The sequence below is a fragment of the Sorangium sp. So ce327 genome (assembly GCF_051530205.1).
GTDB lineage: Bacteria > Myxococcota_A > Polyangia > Polyangiales > Polyangiaceae > Sorangium > Sorangium cellulosum_B.
The window spans coordinates 5707123-5732915 of sequence record NZ_CP150330.1; the positions used below are offsets into that span (position 1 = coordinate 5707123).

At 71.0% G+C, this 25793-nt stretch carries 21 protein-coding genes; 11 read left to right on the plus strand and 10 right to left on the minus strand.

Annotation, left to right across the window (positions count from 1 at the left end):
• Positions 1–56 precede the first annotated feature (56 nt).
• On the plus strand, positions 57–854 hold the full coding sequence (locus tag WME95_RS21415) for a hypothetical protein (protein WP_437910321.1): 798 nt from the start codon (positions 57–59) through the stop codon (positions 852–854).
• A 53-nt stretch (positions 855–907) separates the two neighbouring features.
• Positions 908–2143 carry a Stp1/IreP family PP2C-type Ser/Thr phosphatase gene (locus tag WME95_RS21420; protein ID WP_437910323.1) on the plus strand — a complete coding sequence of 412 codons (1236 nt, stop codon included), beginning with the start codon at positions 908–910 and terminating at the stop codon, positions 2141–2143.
• A 115-nt stretch (positions 2144–2258) separates the two neighbouring features.
• Here WME95_RS21420 and WME95_RS21425 read toward each other — a convergent pair whose 3' ends face one another.
• The gene (locus tag WME95_RS21425) at positions 2259–2588 is read right to left on the minus strand and encodes an FKBP-type peptidyl-prolyl cis-trans isomerase (RefSeq protein ID WP_012236426.1); all 330 of its coding nucleotides are present in this window, start codon (positions 2586–2588) and stop codon (positions 2259–2261) included.
• A 116-nt stretch (positions 2589–2704) separates the two neighbouring features.
• Positions 2705–3580, minus strand: coding sequence for a M48 family metalloprotease (locus tag WME95_RS21430; RefSeq protein ID WP_437910325.1), 876 nt, complete (start codon positions 3578–3580; stop codon positions 2705–2707).
• Between the two features lie 366 nt (positions 3581–3946).
• On the opposite strand from WME95_RS21430, the gene WME95_RS21435 reads away from it, so the two are divergent.
• Complete coding sequence (locus tag WME95_RS21435; RefSeq protein ID WP_437910327.1) at positions 3947–4519, plus strand: hypothetical protein; 573 nt, start codon at positions 3947–3949, stop codon at positions 4517–4519.
• Between the two features lie 117 nt (positions 4520–4636).
• Here the strand turns inward: WME95_RS21435 and WME95_RS21440 are convergent, their stop codons facing one another.
• Positions 4637–5692, minus strand: a complete 1056-nt coding sequence (locus WME95_RS21440) for a hypothetical protein (protein ID WP_437910329.1) — start codon at positions 5690–5692, stop codon at positions 4637–4639.
• A 179-nt stretch (positions 5693–5871) separates the two neighbouring features.
• On the opposite strand from WME95_RS21440, the gene WME95_RS21445 reads away from it, so the two are divergent.
• The 4 genes from WME95_RS21445 to WME95_RS21460 all read left to right on the plus strand — a co-directional run bounded on the left by WME95_RS21445 (position 5872) and on the right by WME95_RS21460 (position 10793).
• Positions 5872–7278, plus strand: coding sequence for a protein kinase domain-containing protein (locus WME95_RS21445; protein ID WP_437910331.1), 1407 nt, complete (start codon positions 5872–5874; stop codon positions 7276–7278).
• 198 nt (positions 7279–7476) lie between these two features.
• On the plus strand, positions 7477–8454 hold the full coding sequence (gene pdhA, locus WME95_RS21450; RefSeq protein ID WP_437554259.1) for a pyruvate dehydrogenase (acetyl-transferring) E1 component subunit alpha: 978 nt from the start codon (positions 7477–7479) through the stop codon (positions 8452–8454).
• Positions 8451–9434: a pyruvate dehydrogenase complex E1 component subunit beta gene (locus tag WME95_RS21455; protein WP_437554261.1), complete on the plus strand. Its 984-nt coding sequence runs from the start codon at positions 8451–8453 to the stop codon at positions 9432–9434. Before pdhA ends, WME95_RS21455 begins: the two co-directional genes overlap by 4 nt.
• A gap of 39 nt (positions 9435–9473) precedes the next feature.
• On the plus strand, positions 9474–10793 hold the full coding sequence (locus WME95_RS21460; RefSeq protein ID WP_437910334.1) for a pyruvate dehydrogenase complex dihydrolipoamide acetyltransferase: 1320 nt from the start codon (positions 9474–9476) through the stop codon (positions 10791–10793).
• A 1-nt stretch (position 10794) separates the two neighbouring features.
• On the opposite strand, the gene fxsT is transcribed toward WME95_RS21460, so the two are convergent.
• The 3 genes from fxsT to WME95_RS21475 form a co-directional block, all read right to left on the minus strand.
• Complete coding sequence (gene fxsT / locus WME95_RS21465) at positions 10795–13665, minus strand: FxSxx-COOH system tetratricopeptide repeat protein (protein ID WP_437910335.1); 2871 nt, start codon at positions 13663–13665, stop codon at positions 10795–10797.
• Between the two features lie 147 nt (positions 13666–13812).
• On the minus strand, positions 13813–14889 hold the full coding sequence (locus tag WME95_RS21470) for an ATP/GTP-binding protein (protein ID WP_437554266.1): 1077 nt from the start codon (positions 14887–14889) through the stop codon (positions 13813–13815).
• 26 nt (positions 14890–14915) lie between these two features.
• Positions 14916–16415: an SIR2 family protein gene (locus WME95_RS21475; RefSeq protein ID WP_437554268.1), complete on the minus strand. Its 1500-nt coding sequence runs from the start codon at positions 16413–16415 to the stop codon at positions 14916–14918.
• 213 nt (positions 16416–16628) lie between these two features.
• Here WME95_RS21475 and WME95_RS21480 point away from each other — a divergent pair, with 213 nt between their 5' ends.
• Together WME95_RS21480 and WME95_RS21485 are read left to right on the plus strand one after the other, a co-directional pair.
• A complete protein-coding gene (locus WME95_RS21480) occupies positions 16629–17594 on the plus strand; it encodes a formylglycine-generating enzyme family protein (RefSeq protein ID WP_437554270.1) in 966 nt (321 codons plus the stop codon).
• A gap of 132 nt (positions 17595–17726) precedes the next feature.
• Positions 17727–18671: a metallophosphoesterase family protein gene (locus WME95_RS21485; protein ID WP_437554272.1), complete on the plus strand. Its 945-nt coding sequence runs from the start codon at positions 17727–17729 to the stop codon at positions 18669–18671.
• Between the two features lie 165 nt (positions 18672–18836).
• On the opposite strand, the gene WME95_RS21490 is transcribed toward WME95_RS21485, so the two are convergent.
• The gene (locus WME95_RS21490) at positions 18837–19043 is read right to left on the minus strand and encodes a cold-shock protein (protein WP_012236438.1); all 207 of its coding nucleotides are present in this window, start codon (positions 19041–19043) and stop codon (positions 18837–18839) included.
• A 999-nt stretch (positions 19044–20042) separates the two neighbouring features.
• Between WME95_RS21490 and WME95_RS21495 the strand changes: the two genes are divergently transcribed.
• The gene (locus WME95_RS21495; RefSeq protein ID WP_437910338.1) at positions 20043–22175 is read left to right on the plus strand and encodes an ATPase, T2SS/T4P/T4SS family; all 2133 of its coding nucleotides are present in this window, start codon (positions 20043–20045) and stop codon (positions 22173–22175) included.
• A gap of 135 nt (positions 22176–22310) precedes the next feature.
• Positions 22311–22823, plus strand: coding sequence for a peptide deformylase (gene def, locus WME95_RS21500; protein WP_437300843.1), 513 nt, complete (start codon positions 22311–22313; stop codon positions 22821–22823).
• A gap of 18 nt (positions 22824–22841) precedes the next feature.
• Here the strand turns inward: def and ribD are convergent, their stop codons facing one another.
• The 3 genes from ribD to fabF are packed head-to-tail and all read right to left on the minus strand — an operon-like array spanning position 22842 to position 25734.
• The gene (ribD, locus tag WME95_RS21505; RefSeq protein WP_437910340.1) at positions 22842–23987 is read right to left on the minus strand and encodes a bifunctional diaminohydroxyphosphoribosylaminopyrimidine deaminase/5-amino-6-(5-phosphoribosylamino)uracil reductase RibD; all 1146 of its coding nucleotides are present in this window, start codon (positions 23985–23987) and stop codon (positions 22842–22844) included.
• A 16-nt stretch (positions 23988–24003) separates the two neighbouring features.
• Positions 24004–24465 carry a transcriptional regulator NrdR gene (nrdR, locus tag WME95_RS21510; protein WP_012236442.1) on the minus strand — a complete coding sequence of 154 codons (462 nt, stop codon included), beginning with the start codon at positions 24463–24465 and terminating at the stop codon, positions 24004–24006.
• Between the two features lie 24 nt (positions 24466–24489).
• Positions 24490–25734 carry a beta-ketoacyl-ACP synthase II gene (fabF, locus tag WME95_RS21515; protein WP_437910342.1) on the minus strand — a complete coding sequence of 415 codons (1245 nt, stop codon included), beginning with the start codon at positions 25732–25734 and terminating at the stop codon, positions 24490–24492.
• Positions 25735–25793: the final 59 nt, after the last annotated feature.

The following is a 25793-nucleotide window of genomic DNA, read 5'->3' on the forward strand; positions in this document are numbered from 1 at the left end:
CCGCGCTGTTCTAGAGGCCGTTCGTGAGATCGCGCTCGACAAGGTGGACCGCGCCGATGCTCGGCGTGGCGGCAGCAGGCTGGGTGCTCTCGGCCAACCAGGCCCTCGCCCAGCCCGCAGATCAGACGACGGCCGCAGCCGAGGAGACGGCCGCAGCCGAGGAAGAAGAGGAGTCCGGACCGGAAGCCGGGGTGAAGCGCCCCGCCGGGCCCGACGAGCGAAGCGGACACCTCCTGCTCCAGGGCCGGGCCGGGTACAGCCAGCCCTTCGGCGGCATGGCCGCCGGTGAACCGGTCACCGACACGGTCTCGGGCGGGTTCGCCTTCGGCGCCAACCTCGGCATCGGCTTGAGCCGCGTGACCGTCCTGGAAGCAAGCGGCTCCTACACCCTGCTCCCGGCAGCGGCAGGCTGCAGCGACTGCTCCGGCCGAAGCCTCGATCTGGGTCTGGGGTTCGTCTACCACGTCGCCCAGGGGATCGCGGTAGACCCCTGGATCAGCTACGGCGTGGGGTACCGGCGAACGGTCTTCACATCGCCGGAGGCCTCGGCGGCCGGCTCGACAGCGACCGATCGTATGTTCCACGGTCTCGATGTCGCCCGCATCGCGCTGGGCGCCGACTTCTACCCGGCCCCGATCCTTGGCGTCGGCGTGTTCGCCCAGCTCGACGCCGGCACCTACCTCTCCCGCCCTGACGAGGGTTCCGACCCCACGGCTTACGGATTCTTCCAGTTCGGTGTGCGCCTCGCGCTGGATCCCCTACCCCGGGGCACGCGACCACCGGCAGCCTCGGCAGGTACGTCACCGAGGATCGCCGCTCAAGCGACCGGCTCCCAGGGAGCAGCCCGCCGCTAAAGCAGCCGGAATGTGGGCGGTCCAGAGCGAGGGGCAGGTATAATCTGCCGCGAATGGGCGAGTTCAGGACGAGCAGCCGCACCCGACCCGTCGCGGCTGCCGTGACCGACGTAGGTCGCCAGCGAAAGCACAACGAGGACAACGTCCTCGTGAAGTCCGAGCTCGGCCTCTTCGTCGTGGCGGACGGCATGGGCGGGCACAATGCGGGCAACGTTGCCAGCGCGCTCGCGACCAAGTCGCTCGACAACTTCTTCGAGGCGACCCGCGCCGGCAGCTTGCCAGGCCCCGTCCCGGCCGACGAACAGGAGCTCGATCCGGAAGCACGGCGCGTCGTCGCGGCGATCCGCAAGGCGAACCACGATGTGTTCGTCATCTCGAACACGTACACCCAGCACCAGGGCATGGGCTCGACGGTGGTCGCCGCCTACGTGTCGTGCGAAACGGAGCAGATCCACGTCGGGCACGTCGGCGACAGCCGCTGCTACCGGATCCGACACGGCGAGATCGAGCAGCTCACGAAGGACCACTCGCTCATCAACGACGCCCTCGCGCTCAAGCCCGACCTGAGCCAGGACGAGCTGGCGAGGCTCCCGAAGAACATCATCACGCGCGCGCTCGGCATGAAGGACGCCGTGAAGGTCGACATCCGCTCGGAGCACACTCAGCCCGGCGACGTCTTCCTGCTCTGCTCGGACGGGTTGAGCGGGATGATCTCGGAGCAGCAGATGCTCGATGTGTTCGACGTCACCCAGGATCCGCACGAGGCCTGTGAGCTCCTCATCGAGATGGCCAACGAGGCGGGCGGGACCGACAACATCTCGGCGCTGATCGTCCGCATCCAGCTCGACGCGCAGGACGAGCGGCAACCGAACAGCGCCGAGCTCGACGACACCCGGCCCCTCCACGTCGATGAGTTCGGCGAGACGGTTCCGCCCGCGGCGGTCCACGAGGGACAGCTCCAGGTCGACGAGGTCGATCGCGACGTCGCGGCGCAGCAGGTCCACTCCATCGCGGACAGCAGCCTGCGGAGCCAGGCCCACAGCGCGCCAGGCACGGTGGCGCGCATGGCCGCCGCGCCGCTCACGGATCGGCGCTCGCGGGCCGCCGCTGGCTCCGGTCGCTACACCGCGGTGACGACGGCGGCGAGGCCTCCCGCGAAGGAAGCCCCGCCATCGAAGCCCGCAAAACGCGCGACCGAGGTGCGGGTCGCGCGGTGCGCGCACTGCAAGCACGAGCTCTTCATCGGCAACCGGTTCTGCGTCGAGTGTGGCGCCCCCATCAAGCCGTGAGCCGCGCCGCGGGCGCGCTCGGGGCGGCTGCATCGGCATCGACCTGAGCGCCGGCGGCGTCGGCCTGCGCGCCGGTCGCGAGCAGCGGCCGACGCAGCGGGGCCGACGCGGCAGATCACTTGACCGCGAGCAGCTCGACCTCGAAGACGAGGGTCGAGTTCGGCGGGATCACGGGCGGGAAGCCGCGAGCGCCGTAGCCGAGCTCCGGCGGGATCGTCAGCTTGCGGAGGCCGCCGATCTTCATGCCGGCGACCCCCTGATCCCATCCCTTGATCACCTGCCCGGCCCCCAACTTGAACGAGAATCCCTGGCCGCGATCGCGCGAGCTGTCGAACTTGTCGCCGTTGGTCAGCGTGCCGACGTAGTGCACCGTCACGAGCTGGCCGTGCTTCGCCTCCGCGCCTGTGCCTTCCTTGAGGTCCTCGATCCCGAGCTCTGCTTGCATGGTCGACTCCTTTCGGCGCGATGGGAGGAGCGCTGCACGGTCGCGTCAAGCCGAAGCAGCAGATGAGCCCTCCGGGCGAGCGCCCGCGAGCGCAAAGACGCCCGGGGAATCGTGGCTCAGCCGCCGAAACCAGGGAACGTGAACACGGGCGCGCCTCCGGTCATCCGCCAGGTGTTGGCGGTCTGCTGGACGACGGGCTGCCGCAGCAGCGGGTGCGGGTGCGTCTGCTCGAAGGCAAACAGGATCGTGGCGGGCGTGAGCTGATCGAGCGACGCGAAGAAGCCGAGCGTGAGCATCGCGCCGCCCTCGGTCCATCGGTACCCCTGCTGCCGCGCGCCAGCGGCGAGCAGGTTGTTCACGCCCGCCACGTCCGCCGCGATCTCGTTCGGCTGGTTGAAGATGGGGAGCGTGCGCGACAGCATCCGCCCGAGATCCGCGGGCGTGACGCCCCGGCTCCCCCCCTGCCCGTTCGCGCAGCCGGTGTGCCCGAGGTGATGGTGGCCGAGCTCGTGGCCGAGAACGAACGCGAGCTGCTCGTGGTAGAGCTGGCGCTGCCGCTCGACCTTGCGCGCGTCCGTGTGCTGCACCGGATCGACGAAGCCCACCGGCGGCCGGACGATCGGCTGCCCAGGCCGCTGTCGCTGCGCGAGCATCCGCAGGAACTCGTCGAGCTTCCTCGTCCCGAAGACCTCGTCGGTCGCCTTGAACTGCGCGATCTGCGCCTCGACCTCGAGCAGCCCGTCGGTGATCGCCATGAACGGCATCCGCTGGTCGTCACAGCCGGCGAACGCGTTCACCTCGCCCACCGTCGGATCGGCGATGAAGGGGATGCCCCTCACCTTCTGCTGCGAGGCCGCCGGCAGCGCGCCGATCAACGCGCCCATGACGACGCCGGCCTCGGACTGGAGCCAGCTGACGTTGATGTCGTTGATGGGATCGCCAAGCACCGGCAGCCCCGGCATCGTGGGCACGTTGAAGGTAGGCGCCGACACAGGCCCGGTCTGCGCCGGCGGGTACCCGGGTTGCTGCGGGTACCCGGGCTGCTGCGGGTACCCGGGCTGCTGTGGAGGAGCACCCTGCTGGGGCGCGCCGTACGGAGGATAGGCCTGGCCGTACGACGGCTGAGACGCAGGCCGGCGCGAGCTGCCTCGCTGACAGCCTGCGACCAGTCCGAGAGCCAGAACGAGGGCGCCGATCGGTCGAAGCAGATTCATCGCCGCGAGCATAGCGCACGGCGAGGGGGTCAACCTCGTCGCACCGCGCGCAAGATCTCGTTGCGCGGTCGCGGTCCGTGGCGCACGCCGCGGCGCCGCGATGAGCCGAAAGCCGGGCGCCGGGCGTCAGGCGCAGGAGGACCGATGAACAGACACAGTGCCTGGTCTGCCGCCGCCGCCACCCTGTGGATCAGCGCCGCCGCGCTCTCTGGCTGCGGCGGGGCCTCCGTCGCGCAAGCCCCGGTGGCGCCGGAGCCCGCCAGTGCGACCTCGATGTCGCCGCACAAGGGAAGCGCCGTCGAGACCGCCGATGATGCGCTCGCGGAGCTCGAGCGCGCGGAGGACGAGCTCGATCAGGCGATCGGCGCGCCCGCGCAGCGCGACGAGGGCCGGGCCGTGGCGGAAGCGGCGCAGCCGGGAGCGCCGCCGCCGGCGGCTTCACCGCCGAGTCCGAGCGTACCCGACAGCCGCGCCGCGCCGTCACCGCGGGCGACGGCCGCCGGCGGCGAGCCCCCGGCCAAGAAGATCGAGGCCGAGCCGACGTCCGCGCCGCCGTGCGAAACCGCGTGCCGCGCGCTCGCGTCCATGAGCCGCGCGGCGCAGCACCTCTGCGGGCTCGCCGGCGATGCGGACCAGCGGTGCGATTCCGCACGCGCCCGGGTCAAGAGCGCGACAGACCGGGTCGAGGCGCGGTGCCCGCGCTGCGCCGAGCCCTGAGCCTCGACCAGGGACGCACCGCCGTCCGCTCCAGCTCGACATGAGCGGCGCTGCCGTCGCGCACAGCTGTGCCCACCTCGATACGGGCCGAGCGCGCCTTCCGCTCAGACGACGGCCTCACGGGCCCGGCGCGAGGAGCTGAAGCAGCCGCACATTTTTGTACATATCCCCGAGCGAGCCTGCCGCCGCATGGCCGGCCTTCGCGAGCAGCTCGAGCTCCTCGGGGCGCACCTCCACCTGCACCGTCAGCCGGCCGGCGCCCGGCTCCACCGCGAGGGTGGCGCGCTTCGCGATCTCGACGAGCGCCGCCCCGGACTCCGGGCCAACGAGCGCCTTCAGCGCATCGACGTTCGCGCGCTTCTCCTCGAGGAGCTTCCGGAGCTCTTCGGCCGCCTCGGCTGACGCGGCGTCGATCGCGACGGTCGCCGAGAGCCCGCCCTTCGTCGCGACGCCGACGGTGACGGCGCGCGGGCCCGTGGAGCCGGTCAGGATCGCGCGGAGGCTCGGCTTGCTCTCGGAAAGGAGGGCGACGCCCAGGAGGGGACGATCCCACCCGATGTGCGCGAGGCGCGACGTCGCCTCGTCCCGGCTCGCCAGCGACGTCCCCGCCTCCTCGGCGTCGATGCTCGCGCGGATGTCCGGCTCGGCGCCATACAGCAGGATCGACCCGTCGCGCACGGCGATCGCGTCCTCGCCGGCGCGGAGCAGGTACTTCACGCCTTTGTACTCTGCCTGGACGTAGCTGTGCGTCGCCAGTCGCTCCGCGAGCTTCTGCTCGTTGAAACGCCCGCGCGCGACCACGAGCGACGGGGCGACGACCAGCTTGTCGACGTCGAACCCGAGATCGATGCCCGTCGCCTTCTTGATGTCGTCACGGGTGCGCTCGATGTGCAGGCGCACCGCGCCCCCCTCCGCGCCGAGCGCCTGCAGGTCGATCTGGTGAGGGTCGACGATCACCACGCCGGGGACGTTGCCTTGGACATATTCGAGCAGCGACTCGTCTCTCGGGAAGGTCGCGGCGCGGAGGTGCGCCACGCCGAAGCCGAGGAGCCCGGTCTGCTGGGCGAGGACGATGATGAGAACGAGGCCGACGAGCACGATGTACTTGGCCTTGCCTCGCTTCTTCGTAGCTCCGGCGACCTGGACCGGCTTCGACGCGCTCTCGGTGCTCATCTGTGCTCGCTGCGCCCTCTCTGGGATGCCGCGCGCCGCCAGGCCCCTGCGGGAACCGCCTCCGCAGAACCACAAGCGCCGCTCGTGGACCCGGGGCGCGCTGCGGCAGAGCATAACCGGAAGCGAGACGCCGGCCAGGCCTTCCGCCGGGGCCGCCGGCCGGATAGAACCGACGCGACGTGCCTCGATCCTCGTCCTCCGATGGCGGCGGCGCGCTCGCACAGCCGAGCGATAGCTCCGTGCTGCCCGCCGCCCTCGGCCGCTACCACGTGCAGCGCCTCCTCGGCGAGGGCGCGATGGGGCGCGTGCTGCTCGCGCACGATCCGCTGCTCGATCGCGACGTCGCGCTGAAGCACCTGCGCGACGACCTGCGCATCCCGCGCGACGTCCGCGAGCAGCTCATCGTGAGGATGCGCCACGAAGCGCGCGCCGCCGCCCGGGTGACCCACCCGAACCTCGTCACGCTCCACGACGTCGGCGAGGACCCGGACTTCGGGCTCTACCTCGTCTTCGAGTACGTCGAGGGGCCGACGCTCAAGCAGCACCTCCTCGAGCGGCCGCTCTCGGCGTCCCAGGCGGCGCGCCTCGCGTGCGAGCTCGGCGAGGCGCTCACGATCGCGCACCGGGCAGGCATCGTCCACCGCGACATCAAGCCGGAGAACATCATCCTCTCCGCGAACGGCGGCAAGATCGCCGACTTCGGCATCGCGCGGATCCCGGACTCGACGCTGACGCACCAGGGAGGGCTCATGGGGACGCCCGCGTACAGCGCGCCGGAGACGTTCCGCGTCGGGAAGTTCTCGCCCGAGAGCGATCAGTTCTCGCTCGCCGCCGTCATGTACGAGGCGATCTCCGGGAGCCGCGCGTTCCCGGGCGACGACGCGGTCTCGGTCGCCTCGAAGATCGCGAGCGACGAGCCGCCGCCGATCGCGAAGGAGCTCGGCCTCCCGCCGTCGCTCGATCAGGTGCTCGCGCGCGGGCTGTCGAAGCGACCCGAGGACAGGTACCCGAGCTGCGACGAGTTCGGCGCCGCGTTCGCGAACAGCCTCGAGTGGGCCGCCTCCAGCCAGATGCCGAGGCGGATGCTGGACAGCGCCGTCACGGCGACGCCGGCGCCGCCCGCCGAGCCAGCGGCGGTGCGCGCAGATCCGCTCGACGCCGACTTCCCTCCCCGCGAGCGGAAGGCGGGGCAGATCGCCGTGGGCGCGGCCGTGGTCGTGGCCACGGCCGCGCTGCTCCTCCACACCGCGCTGCGATCTGCAGACGCGCCCGCCGAGGAACCCGCCGTCGGAGCAGCGCCGATCGCCTCGTCGGCCGCCACCGCGCCCCGACCGCGCCCTGTGCCGTCGACGCGGCCTGCGCGCCCGAAGCACGACCCCGCCGACACCACGGCGCGCGCGACGGTCAGCGCGGAGCCCAGCGCAAGCGCGCCGGGCAGCGCCACGACCTCGCCCGCGCCGACCGCGCTCCCCGAGGACGAGCAAGGCGCGGACGCCGGAACACCGGAGACCGACGATCTCGACGTGCCAGAGACCACAGAGCCCGGCACGCAGGACGCCGGTGGTGCCGATGCTGCTGCGCGTTGAACGGGTGACATCGCGGATGCGTTGTCACGCGGAAAAAACTCCCGTAAAGGAGCCCGAGTAAGCACCGTCGCTGTCCTGCACGGCCGACGTCAAGCGCCTCGCTGGGTCCGTCGCAAGCTCCGGAGAGGCCCTGGAATCACGCCGATCGCTGCCCTAGCGACTGTCTGAATTGCTGTTCTGCCCCTTGAGATCCCCGCGATGACTACCCTGACAAACGGCGACGATCTCCATCTGTCGCTCTACCGAAAGATGTTCCAGATACGCCGCTTCGAGGAAGAAGCGGCCCGCGCGTACGCGCAGAGCAAGATCGGCGGGTTCCTTCACCTGTACATCGGTCAGGAGCCCATCGCCGTCGGTGCTTCCGCGGCGCTCCGCCCCGACGACTACGTGATGACCACCTACCGCGATCACGGCCTCGCGCTCGCCCGCGGGATGAGCTCGCGCGCCGCGATGGCCGAGCTCTACGGCAAGGTCACCGGGTGCTCGAAGGGGCTCGGCGGCTCGATGCACTTCTTCGACAAGGAGCACAACATGCTCGGCGGCTACGGCATCGTCGGCGGGCACATCCCCATCGCCGTCGGGACCGCGTTCGCGTCGAAGTACCGCGGCGAGGACCGGGTCTCGATGGTGTTCTTCGGCGAGGGCGCGGTGAGCATCGGCGACTTCCACGAAGGGATGTCGCTCGCGGCGCTGTGGAAGCTGCCGATCGTGTTCGTCTGCGAGAACAACGAGTACGCGATGGGGACGCCGCTCTCCCGGACGCTCTCGGTCGAGGACGTCTCGCTGAAGGCGCTCGCCTACGGGATGGAGCGCGATCGCTTCAACTCCGAGCACGTCCTCCAGGTGCGCGATCGCCTCGCCGAGGCCGTCGCGCGGGCGCGCACGAACTCGGAGCCGACGCTTGTCGAGATCAGGACGTACCGCTTCCGGGGCCACTCGATGAGCGATCCCGGCAAGTACCGGACGAAGGAGGAGCTCGACGAGCGCAAGAAGAAGGACGTGCTCCTTCGCTCGCGCATCGAGCTCGAGGAGAAGGGCCACAAGGCCGCCCTCGAGGCGATCGAGAAAGAGGTGGAAGACGAGATCACCGACGCGATCCGCTTCGCCGAGGAGAGCCCCGAACCCGGGCCCGAGGTGCTCGAGCCCACAACCTATGCAGGACCTTTTGCGCGATGACCGTCCTAAGATTCCGTGAGGCGGTTCGCGCCGCCATGGTCGAAGAAATGGAGCGCGACGAGCGGGTGTACCTCGTCGGCGAGGAGGTCGGGCACTACCAGGGCGCCTACAAGGTGACCGAGGGGATGCTCGACAAGTTCGGGAGCAAGCGCGTGATCGACGCGCCCATCACCGAGAGCGGGTTCACCGGCATCTCGATCGGCGCGGCGATGGTCGGGCTCCGGCCGATCGTCGAGTACATGACGTGGAACTTCTCCGCCGTGGCGTTCGACCAGATCCTCAACAACGCGGCGAAGCTCCGGCAGATGTCCGGCGGGCAGCTCAGCATCCCGCTCGTGCTGCGGGCGCCGAACGGCTCGGCGAAGCAGGTCGGCTCGCAGCACTCGCACTCCATGGAGCACTTCTACGCGCACGTCCCCGGCCTCAAGGTCCTCGCGCCCGCGATGCCGGCGGACGCCAAGGGTCTCCTGAAGTCGGCGATCCGGGACGACAACCCGGTGCTCTTCATGGAGAGCGAGACGCTCTACGGCGTGAAGGGCGAGGTGCCCGACGACCCTGATTTCATCGTGCCGATCGGGGTCGCCTCGATCGTGCGCGAGGGGACCGACGTCTCGATCATCGCGTGGAGCCGGATGGTGCACGTCGCGCTCGAGGCGGCTGCGGAGCTGGAGAAAGAGGGCATCAGCGCGGAGATCGTGGACCTGCGTTCGCTGCGCCCGCTCGACGAGGAGACGATCGTGAAGAGCGTCACGAAGACGCACCGCGCGGTCGTGGCGCACGAGGGCTGGCCGTACGGCGGCGTCGGCGCGGAGATCGCCGATCGCATCCAGCGGCTCGCGTTCGACGACCTGGACGCGCCCGTGCTGCGCGCGACGACGCTCGACGTCCCGATGCCCTACAACGCGCGGCTGGAGCAGTACGTGATCCCGCAGGCGTCGCGGATCATCGAAAATGTTCACCGCGTTCTTTACAAAAGCTGACTGAGCGGACCCACATCCCCGATCAAGGTTGATAGACCCATGGCGAAGGTTCTGGAACTTCCGAAGCTGTCCCCGACCATGGAGGAGGGGCAGATCAGTGCCTGGCACAAGAAGGAAGGCGACGCGATCGACATCGACGATCTGCTCGCAGAGGTCGAGACCGACAAGGCGACCATGGAGTACAAGTCCTTCGATCGAGGGACGTTGCTCAAGATCCTCGTGCCTGCGGGCAGCGTGGTTCAGCTCGGCCAGCCTGTCGCGATCATCGGCACCCCGGGCGAGGACGTAAGCGCCCTCGCCGGCGGGAGTGGCGGCGCTGCCGCGGCGAAGCCGAGCGCGGCGGAGGCTCAGCCCAAGGGAGAGCGCCCCGCGCCGCCGGCCGGCGGCGACGCGCCCGTGACGAGCCCGCCGCCCGCGGCGCGCGGCGAGGCGGTCTCGCCGCCCACGCAGCCGGCCGCGCCGCAGCCGTCGTCGAACGGACGCGTGAAGGCGTCGCCCTACGTGCGGAAGCTCGGCCGAGAGCGCGGGCTCGACCTCAGCAGCGTCGCCGGCAGCGGTCCGCGCGGGCGCATCGTCGCGCGCGACCTCGATGGGCTGAAGCCGGCGCCGGCCGCCGGGGCGGCCAAGGCGATCGCCCCCGGCGAGCTCGCTGCGCCGGAGGTGAGGCCGCTCAGCATGATGCGCAAGGCGATCGCCCGGCGCCTCACCGAGTCCAAGCAGACGGTCCCGCACTTCTATCTGTCGATCGACGTCGACGCCGATCCGCTGAACGCGCTTCGCGAGCAGATCAACGCGGATCTCGCGGCGACCGCCGCCGAGGGGGAGAAGCCGGCCAAGGTCAGCTTCAACGATCTCCTCGTCAAGGCGTGCGCCATCGCGCTCGTGCGCGTCCCGGAGTGCAACGCGCAGTTCACGCCGGACGCGATCCTCGTTCACCAGCGCGTCGACATCTCGGTCGCGGTCGCCGTCCCCGAGGGCCTCGTCACGCCGGTGGTGCGCGACGTCGATCGCAAGCAGGTGCTCGACATCGCGGCCGAGGTGCGCGAGCTCGCCGGGCGCGCCAAGGCGAAGAAGCTGCGGCCCGAGGAGATGGCGAACGGCACGTTCTCGATCTCGAACCTCGGCATGTACGGGATCGACAACTTCGGCGCCGTCATCAACCCGCCCGAGGGAGCGATCCTCGCCGTGGGCCAGGTCCGTCGGGAGCCCGTCGTGCGCGGCGAGCAGATCGTGCCGGGCCGCCGCCTGAGCATGACGCTCTCCTGCGATCATCGCGTCGTCGACGGCGCGGTCGGCGCGACCTTCCTCAAGGTCCTGCGCCAGCTCCTGGAGCACCCGACGCAGATCCTGATCGGCTAGCTCAGGTCGCCTCGGCGCTGCTCCCCAGGGCGTCGCCGAGGCGCGCCAGGTTCCGCGAGAAGATCTGCACGGACGGGTGCGACGGCCCGAGCGCCTTCGTGGCGATCGCCAAGGCGCGCTCGATCTGCTGCCACGCGCCCGACAGATCGCCGAGCGCCTGCAAGACGCGCCCGAGGTTGTTCACGATGCTCGCCACGACCGGGTGATCCGGACCGTACGTGGCTTGCGCGATGCCGAGCGCGCGCTCCAGCTGCTCGCGCGCCCCGGGCAGCTCGCCGAGCGCTTGCAGCACGCTGCCGAGGTTGTTGCAGCCGATCGCCACCGCCGGGTGGTCCGGGCCGTACGTCGCCTCGGCGATCTTCAGCACGCGCGCGAAGTTCGCTCGCGCGCCCTCGAGATCGCCGAGGTCGCGCAGCACGCTGCCGAGGTTGTTGATGTCGCGCGCCACGTCCGGGTGATCCGGCCCGTAGGTGTCCTCGACGATCGCGAGCGCCCGCTCGAAGTCGGCGCGCGCCCCGGCCAGGTCTCCGAGATCGCGCAGCACGCGCCCGCGGTTGTTCAGAGCGAGCGCGAAGCGCGGGTGGTAGAGGCCGTAGCTGTGCTCATCGATCTTGAGCGCCTCCTCGAACTGCTCGCGCGCTCCCTTGAGGTCGCCGAGATCGTGGAGCAGCCGACCGAGGTTCGTGCGCCCGATCGCGACCGTCGGGTGGTCCGGGCCGTAGGCGCGGATGTCGATCGCGAGCGCCCGCTCGAGGTGCACGCGCGCGCCCGCGAAGTCGCCGAGGTCGCGGAAGAGGGCGCCCAGGTTGTTGAGCCGTATCGCGACGCTCGGATCGTCGGGGCCGTACGTCGCCTCGTCGATGGCGAGGGCGCGCTCCAGGTGCTTGCGGGCGCCCGGCAAATCGCCCTGATCCATGAGCACGCTGCCGAGGTCGTTCACGTCGCGCGCGACGTCCGGGTGATCGGGGCCGAAGCTCGCGATGTCGATGGCCAGCGCGCGCTCCAGGTGCGCCCGCGCGCCGCCGAGATCGCCGAGGTCGTGGAGGACGCTGCCGAGGCTGCGCAGCACGGCCGCGACCTTCGGATCGTCGTGGCCGAACACCGCCTCGTGGAGCGCGAGCGCCCGCTCCAGGTACCCCTTCGCCTCCGCGAACGCGGCGCGCCCCTGCAGGTAGACGGCGAACCGGGCGAGGAGCCGCCCGCGCACCTCCCGCGCGACGTCGTGCGCTTCGGCCTGGCTCGCCGCGGCGAGCGCGTGCGGCAGCCATCGGGCGCAGAAGGGCCACGTCTCCACCTCGTCGCTGCTCTCCGGGAACGCGTGGTCGACGAGCCGGACCGCCGCCTCGGCCCACACCTTCCGATCCTCGGGCGAGAGGCGATCGCGGACCACCGCCTGGACGAGCCGGTGCACGGAGAGCGCGCCTTCGTGCACGTCGATGAGCGAGTAGCGGCGGAGCGCGGCGACCGCCTCGTCGAGCATCAGCGGATCGCTCAGCGCCTCCGCGAGCGCCGCCGGCAGGTGCGGCGCGGCGTCGGCGAGGCCCTCGCGCGGGATGTCATCGGGCGCCAGGTACGCGCACAGGCTCAAGAGGTCGACCGCGACGGGCGAGAAGCGCTGCGCCTCCTGGAACGCGAGGCCCCAGGTCGTGGCGATCGGCGTCGGGTAGTCCATCGGCATGCCGCGGAGCAGGAGCCCGCGCTGGTGATCACCGAAGGCGGCGTGGTAGGTCGCGATGGACGAGCCCGTCTCCTTGATGGTCGCCGCCGCCTGCACCAGCGCGAGGGGGAGATCCCCGAGCGTCTCGGCGAGCTTCTCCGCGGCGCGCGCGTCGCTCTGCCCGGCCCGATCGAGCAGGAACTTCACCGAGTCGGCGCGATCGAGCGCCGGCACGGTGAGCGGGGTGGCGATGCCGCGGAAGCTCGGGTTGCGCGAGGTGATGAGGATGTGCCCGGTGCGCGGGTGCGGGAGGTACGGGGCGACGTCCTGCGGGTCGTTCACGTTGTCGAAGATGAGGAGCCACCTGTCGTTGCGCGACAGCCACGACCGGGCCGCCTCGATCGCGATCCGCTGGTCGGCCTCGTTCTGCTCTGGCAGGTCGAGGGCCGCGGCGAGGCGCGCGAAGTCCTCGGCCGCCGTGGCCGGCTCCTCGGCGCGGATCCACCAGACGACGCTGTACTGGCTCGCGTACCGGTGCGCGTACTCGGCGACGAGCTGCGTCTTGCCGACGCCGCCGAGGCCGCTGATGGACTGCGTGAGCGCAGCGGGCCCCCCCGTGGTGAGCGTGCTCCGCAGCTCGCTCAGGAGCTGGTCGCGACCGGTGAAGCCCGGGTTCCGCGGCGGCAGCTTCTTGATGTGAGGCTCCGCGTCGGGCGAGCTCGACGGCCTTCGAGCGGTCGGCCGCTGCGTCGGCGGCTCCGTCTCGCGGACGGCGCTCCGGATCCCCTTCGCGATCTCCGTGAACGCCTCGCTCTGGTTGGGGTAGCTCGTCACGGGCCGCGCGCGGCTCGGCAGCGGCTGCAGCTCGCCGAGCAGCGTCTTCTCCCAGGCGCAGGGCCGCAGGATCACGGGGATGACCCGGCACTCGCCGGACTCGTGGCGAGCGATCGCGTCTCGCATCTCCGGAGAGAGCCACGCGTCGGTGGAGAGGAAATCCGCGCTCACGAGCAGCAGCACGACCCGCGCCTCGCGCAGCCTCGCCGCGGTCGCCTCTCGCCGCTCCCTCCCTCCGCCGAGCGCGAAGCCCTGGTAATTCCGGATGACCCCCTGCCGCTTCAGCGCGTCGAGGTGGGTCTCGATCTTGGGCCGCAGGTCCTCGTCCCTCGGTGAGTAGGAGAAGAACACATCGGCGGGGCTCGTCGCCAAGGCAACCATAGTTCCTCTCGCGGGCCTTAAAGTCTCACGACGGACCTGACGCGCAACGAGAATACGCGGTCGGAAAAGACCCAGGAAGAGACGGTAGTTGTCGCACTCGGCGGGTACATGCGGGTCGAACCTCCATCGTCTCGTGGGGGGCTTGCCTTACCCCGACTCCGGCTCCGTCCTACCTTCGCGCTCCTCTTCCGTGCTCGGGGAGATCCGGCCGGAAGCCTGAACGATGCGGCGCGCCGCTTCCATCCATCGCCGCCGATCGTCCCGCCGCAGCTGGTTGCGGACGACGATCTTCACGAGGCGGTGGACGCTGAGCGCGTGCGGCCGCACCTCGATCAGCGAGTGCAGGCGCAGCATCGCGATGGCGTCGTCGAGCGCGAGCGGATCGTATTCGCCGAGCGACCGCCGAGGGATCGCGTCCATCGGCAGGAACGAGCACAAGCTGAGGAGCTCCGCCGCTGCCTGGTGGCTGAACACGGCCGCGAGCGAGCTCTCCCAGGCGGTCGCGACCGTCACCGGGAAGCTGACGGGGCGCTCCAGGAGCGCGGCCGGCCGCTGCCGGAACAGGGCGAGGTACTCCGCGAGCGGGCGTCCGGTCTCCTCGATGTAAGCGCCGGCCTGCGCCAGGGCGAGCGGCAGATCGCCGAGCTCCTCTGCGAGCGCGTCGGCCGACTCCGCGTCGGTCTCGCCCGTGCGCTGGAGCAGGAAGCGCACCGACTCGGCGCGCTCGATGCCGCGGACGTTCACCGTCGCGAGACCGCGCCAGATAGGGTTCTGCGACGTCGTGAGGATGTGGCCGCCGTGGGAGACGCTCGGGATGTAGGGCTCGACCTCGCTCGGGTCGCGCACGCCATCGAAGAGGAGGAGCCAGCGACCGCGGCGCCCGAGCTTGCTGCGCACCACGCCGACCGCGCGCGCGGGATCCAGCTGCTCGTGCTCGGGCAGCCTCATCTCCGCGGCGAGCGTGACGAAGGAGGCGTCCATCGTCGCCTGGCTCTGACCGTCGATCAGGAAGACGGTGTCGTAGGCGCCGGCGTTGCGGTACGCGTACTCGATCGCGAGCTTCGTCTTGCCGGTGCCGCCGAGCCCGCAGAGCGGCGCCACGCCGCGCCTGGCGAGCGCGGCGCCGATCTCGGCGAGCAGATCGTCGCGCGCGGCCAGGTTCCGGCTGGTCGACGCGGGGACGCTCCAGATCCCGGGCGGCGGTGGCACCTCTGAATGGCTCACCGGCTGGGCGCCGGCGCTCGGTGAGCTCAGGAGGGGTTTTGGGTGAGCTGCTCGACCTGCTTTCGGATGCCCTTTGCGATGTCCGTGAACGCCTCGCTCTGGTTGACCCAGCTCGTCACCGGGCGCCCGCCCCGCGGCAAGCTGCCCAGCCTGCCGAAGGGCGCGCCCTCCCAGTCGCAGGCGTCGAGGATGACGGGGATGACGCGCGCCTCACCCCGTTCGTGGCGCTCGATCGCCTTCTGCATCTCGACGTCGTAGCAGAAGTCCGACGCGAGGAAGTCCGCGCTGATGAGCAGGAGGATGACCTTCGCGGTCTCGAGGTGCTCGGCCAGCGCCGTGTCGCGCTCCTCGCCAGCGCCGATCTCGCCGTCGTGCCAGCCGCGGATGACGCCCTTCCGCTTGAGGATGGCGAGGTGCGTCTCGAGCTTGTCGCGCAGCTCGCGGTTGCTCTCCGAGTACGAGAAGAAGACCTCGATCGGGCTCGCGGGAGGCTCGGAGACCCGCTCGCGCCGCGACGCTCCGAGCGCCCCCGTCATCGTGACCGTGTCGTCGTACGCGGCCGAGTCCGGCGGGAGATCGTACGGCGCGCCGAGCGGCGACGACGAGGGCGGGAGCTCGAGATCGGGGATCGGGGGCGGAAGGATCGAGCGGCCGCGCGACGTGATCGCGCGCGGCCGGGGCGCGCACGTGCGCTCCAGGATCGCGAGCACCCGGTCGTGGCTGCCGTCGGGGGTGTCGTAAGGCAGGAGCAGGAACCCCATGTCCGCGAGCGTCTTGCGGCGGAGCGGCGTCAGGCTCGAGCCCGGGGCGATGACGAAGCGGGGCGGCGGCGAGGCGCCCGAGAGCGCGTGGATGTCCGCCAGCATCTCGTCGAAGTTCCCGTCGGCGCGCCCGAAGCCGATGAAGAGCACGGGGCACCGCGAGAGCACGGTCGTGAGCGACTTGCGCACGTCGGGCGGCGCGATCGACGCGAGGAAGCGCTCGCGCGCGAACACCCAGCTGTGCGGCTCCTTCAGCGTGCCGTGGAGCTTGAGGATGAACCGCCGCCGCCACGCGACCTCGTCGGTGACGCGCCACATGGTGTCCCACTCGAAGCCGAAGGCGCGCTCGAGCAGGTGGTTCAGGTTCGTGGTGAGCACGGCGCGCAGCTTGTCTCGCAGCGCGGCGATCGCGATCGCGATCCGCGGCGGCTCGAGCCCCTCGTCGTCGAGCGCATCCTCGACGAACGCGTTGAACTCCGCTGGGCCGAGCGCCTGCTCCGCCGCGCCCAGCGCCTCGCTGTAGCGCTGCGATCGCGCGAGGGACGCGACCTCGGCGATCGCGACCTCGTCGCTGGTCTGCTCGCGCACCCTCTCGACGAGCAGGTCGACGAGCTGACGCCACGTCGGCAGCCCGGCCGCGGCCGAGATGCCTCCCCCCACGAAGAGCACGAGCTCTCCGCTCTCGAGCGCCTCATGCAGCGCTTCGATCACCGCGGCGTCGACCTCCGCGCTCACCGTGTTCGCGTTGTCCATAAGGGTTGACATCGAGCCCCTCGAGTCTATCGCTCCTCGGCGCGCAGCGCACTTTTGCGGCGCGTCGCGCGGCGCGCCGCAAAAGTGCGCCGCGCGGCGCAGGGTCGAATGCTCGACCAGGCGGCCCGCTGCGGTCATCACGTCCGAGACGACTGACCGCCGCATCGAGCGAAGTCGGAAGAGGCGAAAACAGTCCGCGAGGCTGGAGCATGCTACGTCTCCGACATGCGTCCGGCGGCCCTCTTCACGCTGGCCACGGTGGCCTCGCTCGTCGCGTTCTCCCTGGCCGGCGTGGCCGCTCCACCCCCCCGCGCGCGGCGCGCCCCGCGCCTCCCGGCGCGGGCGGAGGCCGCGCTCTCGGCGGCCGCCGCGGGCCAGCCCGCGCGCTCGCCCGCGAGCGTCGTCGCGCTGCGCGCGCCCGGTCCGCCTGCCGTTCTCGTGCGCGCGGGGAGCTTCATGATGGGATCGAGCGAGGTCGAGATCGCGCACGCGGTGACGCTCTGCAAGCTCGAGCCGGCCGGTGAGCTGTGCGTCGACGAGACCGAGGCGAGCTTCGCGAACGAGCTCGTGCCCCACGAGGTGTACCTGTCGGATTTCTGGATCGACCGAACCGAGGTGACCGTCGCGAGCTACCGCCGGTGCGTCTCGGCCGGCGTCTGCGCCGAACCTCCGTACGCCTCCGGCGGGCAGCGGTTCGATCGGCCCGAGGTTCCGGTGGTGCTCGTCTCGTGGAGCGACGCGCAGCGCTACTGCGTCTGGGCCGGCGGTCGCCTGCCGACCGAGGCCGAATGGGAGCGGGCGGCGCGTGGCGTGGCCGGGCGCCGCTACCCCTGGGGCCATGTCTACAACCCATTCCACGCGAACCACGGGAGGCTGTCGTTCGACGAGCTCGACGACGGCGACGGCTTCCTCGAGCTCGCGCCCGTCGGATCGCTCGTGGCCGGCCGCACGCCCGACGGCATCGACGACCTCGCCGGCAACGTCGAGGAGTGGGTCGCTGACTACTACCATCCCGAGTATCCAAGCGGCAGCGCGAAGAACCCGCGGGGGCCCGACATGGGGGAGGAGCGCGTGCTGCGCGGCGGAAGCTACATCCTGGGTCGGCCCTGGCTGCGTGGCGCCGCGCGGGGGCACGACTCGCCGACAAGCCGCCGTGCGTGGCGCGGCTTCCGCTGCGCGCGCGACGCCTGAGCCGCGGCGGGCGACGCTCGAGCCGAGGCGCGGGCGCGCGACGAGCGCTCCGAGGAGCGCGGCGGTTGGCCGCTGCGCTGGCCGAGGCGCGCGGCGGTTGGCCGCCGCGCCGGAAGAGCCCATACTGCGGCCGTGAGGATCGCGCACCTCTCTGACCTGCACCTCCTCTCCCTCGAGGGGGCCATCCCGTTCCGGCTCCTGAACAAGCGTCTCACGGGCTACCTCAACCTCCGCTTCCGGCGCCACGCCATCCACAAGCCGCACGCGGTGCACGCAGCGGCGCGGGAGATACGGCGGCTCGGCGTGGACCACGTCGTCATCACCGGCGATGTCTCGAACCTCGCGCTCGAACGAGAGTTCGTCCTGGTCCGCGACTTCTTGCAGAGCGGTCTCGGCCTTCCGCCCGAGCGGGTGAGCATCGTCCCGGGGAACCACGACGCGTACACGAAGGGCGCGCACCGCTCGCAGCGCTTCTCTCAGTACTTCGCGCCGTACCTGCGCTCCGACCTCGTCCTCGACGCGCCTGGGAAGAGCGACGACGGTGAGGCCACCCGCGATGGCGGAGGCTCGGCGTTCCCCTTCGTGCACCTGCGCGGGCCCGTCGCGATCATCGGCCTGTCGACCGCCTGGCCGCGTCCCCCGCTGGTGGCATCGGGGCGGCTCGGCCCGGTCCAGCTGCGCGCGCTCGAGCGAGCGCTAGCGCACCCGGAGGTCCGGCGGCGAACGCCGGTCGTGCTTCAGCACCACCCCTTCCATAACCCGGCGAGCCGGGCGAAGACGTTGCTGGAAGGCCTGGGTGATGCCGCGGCTGAGGGGCGGCTGCTGCGGCAGGTGCGCCGCGGCTTGCTGCTGCACGGGCACCTGCACCGGCGCATTCACCGCAAGCTGCACACCGAGCGGGGTCACATCGACGCCGTGGGCGCCACCAGCGCTTCGCTCCTTCACGACAGCGACGAACGGATGGCCGGGTTCAATGTCTACGAGATCGACGACGCGGGGACGATCGGGGGCATCACGTCGCACCGCTTCGTCCCGGGTCAAGACGCGTTCCGCGAGGTCCCGGTCCCCGAGCGATGAGCTCGGCGCTCGGCCGAGCGCCCCACCGGAGCCGCGCGCAATCCATCCGCCGCACGCAGGACCGTCCAGGCGGGCGCGCGATGTTCGGGGCTCGGCAATGCCGTGACTCGAGCGCAGCGGGGGCGCAGCGCGGGCAGTCCGGTGGGGCTCTGGTCAGGAGGAAAGTCAGGCGGTGGCGCGGATCACGTTGACCGCCTGCAGACCTTTGGGACCTTCTTTGATCTCAAATTCAACGGTCTCGTCCTCGAACAGACGGCGGCGCCCCTCCCCGTTGATCTGCGAATAGTGAACGAAGACGTCGGGGCCAGTCTCTTGCTTGATGAAGCCCCAACCCTTCTCGTCGTTGAACCACTTAACCTTGCCAACTGCCATATTTCCTCCACTTCAGAGCTCGTCGATACCCGAGGCGCGCAAGCTGGCAGTCGGGAGGTGACCACGGCTGCGGTCCCTGATTCCGATGCGGGCTTGGCTGCATGCAGCAAACCCCCCTCGTAGACAGATCCAGCTTGCGCAGGGCGGCTGCCCAGCCGCTGGTTGATGTGCATGCGCGGCGACTTCGACGATTCTCCCCGGTCCGAGCGGGCGCCAACGTAAACGGCTCGATGCGCCAAGGTCAAGCAGCGATGATGGTTCGCCGAGCGCTTGCGCGAGGCAGTACCGCTTCACCGGCAGTCTCCGGTTGCAGCAGCCGCCGATGAGAATTTCGCGCCGTACAGCGGATCCTGACGGCGAGTACACGATCACGCGCGGTGTCGGCGCGCCGTGGGGTGCGAAGCAGAATTCGCGCAGCCGTCAAGATTTGCGCTCTTATCGAAGAACCTTGTCCTTCGGCCCGCGCAGGGCGTGTCGTGGTCCGTGAGGGCTTCGGCATGTCACGCAACGAGCCTCGCACGTCGGGCAGCCGTGCTCCTGGCCTCCGCCGCAATGGCGCGGCGACTCGGGCGCGCTCCTCGTGCTGCGCGCGCCGTGGGAGCGAGCGACGCAGCGCGCTCCGGGCGCTTTCCGAGCGCAGGCCAGGCGCTCGCCGAGCTTTTGCCGAGAACATCGATCGAGCGTCGCAGCGGAGCAGGCGACCTGCTCGAAGGACATCACGCACCCGGCGGCACCGGCTCAGCCTGTTCGCCGACGTTCTCCTGCGCGCGCTGGCGCGACAGCGCGGCGGCTCGATCCCGGGACCGGCATCGCGCGCTCGACCTGCACCGCGCCCCGTGCGCTCAGGGGGCGCAGGCGGCGCAGTCCCGGGCTCGAGGCCGCTCGCCGCCCGGGAGCAGGAATCGAAGGCATCTCGTTGACATGTCTGTTCGAGCTTGCTCGTATGGCGTGGCGAGGGCATCGGGTCTCACCTCCGCCCTGGCCCCGCGAGGCGACGAGATGTTCTCGGTGATCATCAGCGAGAAAGGGGGCGCGGAGCGCCGCGAAACCTTCGACCGGACAGAGATCAACGTCGGCCGCGTGCAGGGCAACGACCTGATGCTGCCGAAGGGCAACGTGTCGAAGCGACACGCTCGGCTGCTCTTCCGCGACGGGCGCTTCATCGTCACCGATCTCAAGAGCACGAACGGCACGTACGTCAACGGCCGGAAGATCGCTCAGGCGACGATCGTTCGCGAAGGCGACAAGATCTACATCGGCGACTTCGTGCTGCGGATCGAGACGGCGACGGCCGGAACGGCCCCTCCGGACAGCACGGCGCCTCCGCGCGCGCCGGAAGAGATGTCCGGCGAGCCGGGACCTCTGCCCGATCGCGGGCCGCCGCCGTCCGCCGACAAAGGGCTGCACCGGTCGGCGCCGTTGCCGCTGATCAACGAGAGGGGCGAGCCGTCGCGCACCAGCCAGGGCGTGATCAGCCACTTTCCCCTCGAGAACGATCCGGACGAGTCGGTCGACGCGGCCGCGGCCATCCCTGTCCCCGGTCCGCCGCGCATCCCTTCGCCTCGTCCGCCGCTCACGCCGGGCCCGCAGGGCGGTGCGTCCGTGCCGCCGCTGCCTGCGCACCCGGCGATGACCACCGCACCGCCGGCGCGCGACGGCCGCGCCGTCAACGCCGCCACCCCGCCCCCCCAGGCGCCGCGCCCGTACGCGACCGCGACCCCGCTGCCTGCACAGAGCACAACGAGCACCGCCGCCCTGTCGCCGCAGGGCGCCTCGAACGTCGCCGTCCATCCGAGCGTGGTCCCCATCCCGAGCCGGCGCGCCATCCCACCCGTCTCGGATCGGGTCGACCGGGGACAGGGCGACTCGATGCAAGCCGTGGCGCACCGCCGGGCGCTCGGGCGCCTGATGGACCGGCTCGCCGACGTGGTCGATCTCACGCCGCTCGACAGCGGCGCGCCGCCGGACAGCGCGCTCGCCCAGCGCATCGCGCAGGCGACCTCGGCGGGCGCGGAGGCGCTCCGCGCGGCAGGCGAGCTCCCCCCCGAGATCGACGTCGAGGCGCTCGTGGCCGACGCGCAGCGGGAGCTCCTCTCGCTCGGCCCGCTCGACCGCTTGCTCGAAGACGCCGAGGTGAGCGAGATCCAGGTGTTCCGGTACGACCACGTCATCGCGATGCACGGGCGCAGGCGCGTCATCGCGGAGGTCGGGTTCAGCAGCGAGCGCGCGGTCGGCCGGGCCATCCGCCGGCTCTGCATGGCAGCCGGCCAGCCGATCGAGGCGGGCGCGAGCTTCGTCGAGCGGACCCTGCCGAAAGGGCGCCGCCTGTTCGCGGTGCTGCCGCCGGCCGCGACCTCCACCCTGGTGATCCGGAAGCCGCAGCGCCCCGACGTCACGCTGGACGACCTGGTGCGCAACGGGACGATCTCGCGCGCGATGGCCGGGCTGCTCGCCCAGTGCGTGCTCGGTCGCGGCAACCTCCTCGTCACCGGGACGCGGGACGCCGGGACGGGCTGGCTGCTCGGCGCGCTCGCTACCGCGGCGCAGCCCGACGACCGGTTCGTGGTGCTCCAGGAGGAGGACGAGCTCGCCCTCGATCAGCCGAACACGCTGTCCATCGCGCTCGGGGCCACGACGGACGAACGCACCCGGGCCGTGCGGGCGGCCGTACGCATCCGGCCGGAGCGGGTCGTGGTGAGCTCGTTCTCTGGCCACGTCGCGGCCGAAATCGTGGACGCCATCGGCGGCGGCATGGACGGCGTGCTCGCGGCCTCCCGGGCGCCGACGCTGCGGCAGGCAGTGACGAGGCTCCCCGCCGACATCGCCGCGACCCGCCCCGGGATCACGCCAGAGACGGCGCGCGAGTGGCTGGTCTCGTCCTTCGACCTCGCGATCGAGATCGCGCTGCTCCGCGACGGTCGCCACCGGGTGCTCCGCATCGCGGAGCTCGCGGTGGAGGGCGGGCAGATCGCCATTCGCGACGTCTTCACCTTCGTGGTCGAGCGGACGGCCGCCGGCGGCGCGCTCGAGGGGACATTTCACCCCTCCGGGCTGGTGCCGGACATCGTGGAAGATCTTCAGTCCCGCGGGCTCAGCGTCGATACGTCGACCTCGTTCCGGCGAAATCGCTAGCGGCTGGCCGCGCGAAGGCTGGCCAGCGTGGCCAGCGCGAAGTACGCGCAACCGACGCGCAACCCACGCAACACGCGAGAGGAGAGCGTCTTGACGGGCGCCAGCTAGGAACGGAGGTTATGATGCTCAGTAGCCATGGCCATCCGCACCATCCTCCACTATCCCGACCCGCGCCTGCGTCAGAAGGCACAGCCGGTCGGGGACATCACGCCCGAAATCACGAAGCTTATCGACGACATGGCTGAGACCATGTACGCGGCGCCCGGCGTCGGCCTTGCGGCCACGCAGATCGGGGAGCCACACCGCGTCTTCCTCGTTGACATCGCCGCGGACAACGAGCCGAGCAACCTCCTCGTGTTCATCAACCCGGAGATCGTGCGGCAAGAGGGGCAGCTGACCGGCCCCGAAGGGTGCCTCTCGTTCCCTGGCATCAGCGAGGACATCAAGCGGGCCGAGCGCGTCACCGTCCGCGCCCGCGGGCGCGACGGCGCGACGTTCGAGATCGCGGCCGACGGCCTGCTCGCCGTGGCCATCCAGCATGAGCTCGATCACCTCGACGGCGTGCTGATGATCGACCGGATGGGCACGCTCAAGAAGCGCATCGTCCAGCGGAAGATGCAGAAGCGCGGAGCAGAAGCCGCGAGCTGACCTGCCCGGGCGCGCCGATCAGCTGCGCGCCGGGAAGGCGAGAGGGCCGCTGACGTACGCGTCGCGGCCGCAGAGCTCCCAGCGTGGATCGACGATCCGGGGCGCGTCGCCTGGCGTGTCCGGGCCCGCCCAGTCGACCGCGCCCGGCCGGCCGCGGGGGCCGAGCAGGATCGGGGCGACGAAGGCGTGCAGCTCGTCGGGCAGGCGCGACGCGAGCAGGCTGCCGGCGAGCTCGGCGCCTCCTTCGACCAGGATGGAGACGATCCCCTGGGAGGCGCAGAGGCGCATCGCGGCGGTCACGTCGACCCGGCCCTCGGCTGAGGTCGGGGCGCGCAGGACGATGCAGCCAGCGTCGACGAGCACCTGCTCCGCCTCCTCGGGCGCGTCGGCGCCCGTGAGCACCCAGGTCGGCACCTCCCGCGCCGTCTGGGCGAGGCGCGTGTGGAGCGGCAGCCTGAGCCGCGTGTCGAAGACGAGCCGGATGGGGCTCCGCCCACCGGGCGCGAGCGCAGGCTCGCGCAGGGTGAGCCGAGGGTCGTCGGCGAGCGCCGTGCCGATCCCGATCGCCACCGCGTCGTGCCGCGAGCGGAGCTCCTGGACCTTGGCGCGCGCCTCGGGGCCGGTGACCCACTTCGAGGCCCCCGTGCGGGTCGCGATGCGGCCGTCCAGCGACAGGGCGAGCTTGAGCGCGATGTGGGGGATGCCTGTCGTGATGAACTTGGTCCAGGGCGCGATCAGCGCGCGAGCCTCGGCGCCGGCGACGCCGAGCTCCACGGCGAGCCCGGCGTCGCTGAGCCGCTGCGCCCCGCCGCCGACCACCGCGGGGTTCGGATCGGGCGCGCCGACGACGACGCGCTTGATGCCGGCGCTCAGAATCGCGTCCACGCAGGGCGGCGTACGCCCCTCGTGGTTGCAGGGCTCCAGCGTGACGTAGAGCGTCCCCCCACGCGCCGCGTCGCCGGCGGCCGCGAGCGCCAGCCCCTCGGCGTGGTCCTCACCCGCGCGCGCGTGGTGCGCGACGGCGACGACCTCCCCCGCAGCGTTCAGCACCACCGCGCCGACCGGGGGGTTCGGCGACGGCATCGCCTTGTGCGCCTCCTCGATGGCGAGGCGCATCATCGCGACGTCGAGCTCGGGATCGGGGCTGGGGGGCTTCGCAGACATCGAAGTGCCGGATCTACTAGGGCGCCTTGGCCTTCACAAGCTTGCCAAGCTCGACCATGAACTGGTCAATGTCCCGAAAGGAACGATAAACGCTTGCGAACCGGACATAGGCGACCTCATCGAGGGTACGCAGGTGGTTCATCACCCGCTCGCCCAGCTCGGTCGACAAGATCTCCCGCCGCTCGGACTCCTGCGCCTCGCGCTCGATCGCGTCGGCGATGGCCTCGATCTGGTCGGTGGACACGGGCCGCTTGTTGCATGCGATCCGGAGCCCTCGCACGAGCTTCTGCCGGTCGAACGACTCGCGCCGACCGTCCTTCTTGACGACCGTCGGCAGGATGTCCTCGACGCGCTCGTACGTCGTGAAGCGGCGCTCGCACGAGGCGCACTCGCGCCGGCGCCGGATCACCTCACCCGCGCCGCCAGCGCGGGAGTCGATGACCCGGTCCTCGAGATGGCCGCAAAATGGGCACTTCATCGAGCCATCCGGCGCGGCGCGCGATCAGCCGTCGAACTGGGAGAACACGAGCGACACGTTGGTGCCGCCGAAGCCGAAGGAGTTCGACATCACGTGCTTCATGCGGCGCTCGCGAGAGGTGAACGGGACGTAGTCGAGGGTGCACTCGGGGTCGGGATCGTCCAGGTTGAGCGTCGGCGGCACCGCGCCGTGGCGCAGCGCGAGGGCGCAGACCGCCGCCTCGACCCCACCTGCGCCCCCGAGCAGGTGGCCCATCGCGGACTTCGTCGAGCTCACCCAGAGGCGCTTCGACGCCGCGTGATCGCCGAAGGTCTTGAGGATCGCCCGGGTCTCCTCGATGTCCCCCTGCGGGGTCGAGGTGCCGTGAGCGTTGATGTAGTCGATCGCGTCGGGCGCGAGCTTGGCGTCGTCGAGCGCCATCTTCATCGCTCGCTGCGCCCCAGCGCCGTCGGGCGCCGGCTTCGTGATGTGGTACGCGTCGCACGAGGCGCCGTACCCGACGACCTCTGCGTAGATCTTCGCGCCGCGCTTCTTCGCGTGGGAGAGCGACTCGAGCAGGAGCGACCCGGCGCCCTCGGCGCAGACGAAGCCGTCGCGTCCCTTGTCCCAGGGGCGGCTCGCCCGCTGCGGCTCCTCGTTGCGCCTCGAGAGGGCGAACATCGCGCAGAAGCCGCCGATGCCGAGGCCGGTGATCGTCGCCTCCGCGCCGCCCGTGAGCATGATGTGCGAGCGACCTCGGCGGATCCACTCGAACGCCTCACCGAGCGAGTGCGCGCTCGACGAGCACGCGCTCGTGTTGCAGTAGCTCGCGCCCCGCAGGTCGAGCGCCATCGCCACCTGCCCTGCGGCGAGGTTGGCGATGACCGTCGGGATGAAGTAGGGGCTGACCTTTTGGGGGCCCTTCTCGTGCAGCGTGATCGAGTGCTGGAACAGGTACTCGAGGCCCCCGAGGCCGACACCGATGAACGTGCCGCACTGATCGCGGTCCTCGTCGGTGAGCTCGATCCCCGCGTCCTGCATGCACATCTGCGATGCGGCGACGGAGAGCTGGGCGAAGCGGCCCATCTCCTTCACCTTCTTCTTGGGGATGTACTCTTCCGGCACGAAGCCCTTCACCTCGCCGGCGAAGCGCGTGGGAAACGTGCTCGCGTCGAAGAGGGTGATGGGTGCGATACCAGACTGACCAGCTAGCAAAGATTGCCAGGTGGCCTGGGTGCCGAGGCCATTGGGCGTGACGAGCCCGATACCGGTGATGACAACGCGTTCCATGGCTCTTCTTGCCCTAGCGCCACCACAGAGGTGAGAGCACGTGCATCGGCGAAGAGCAG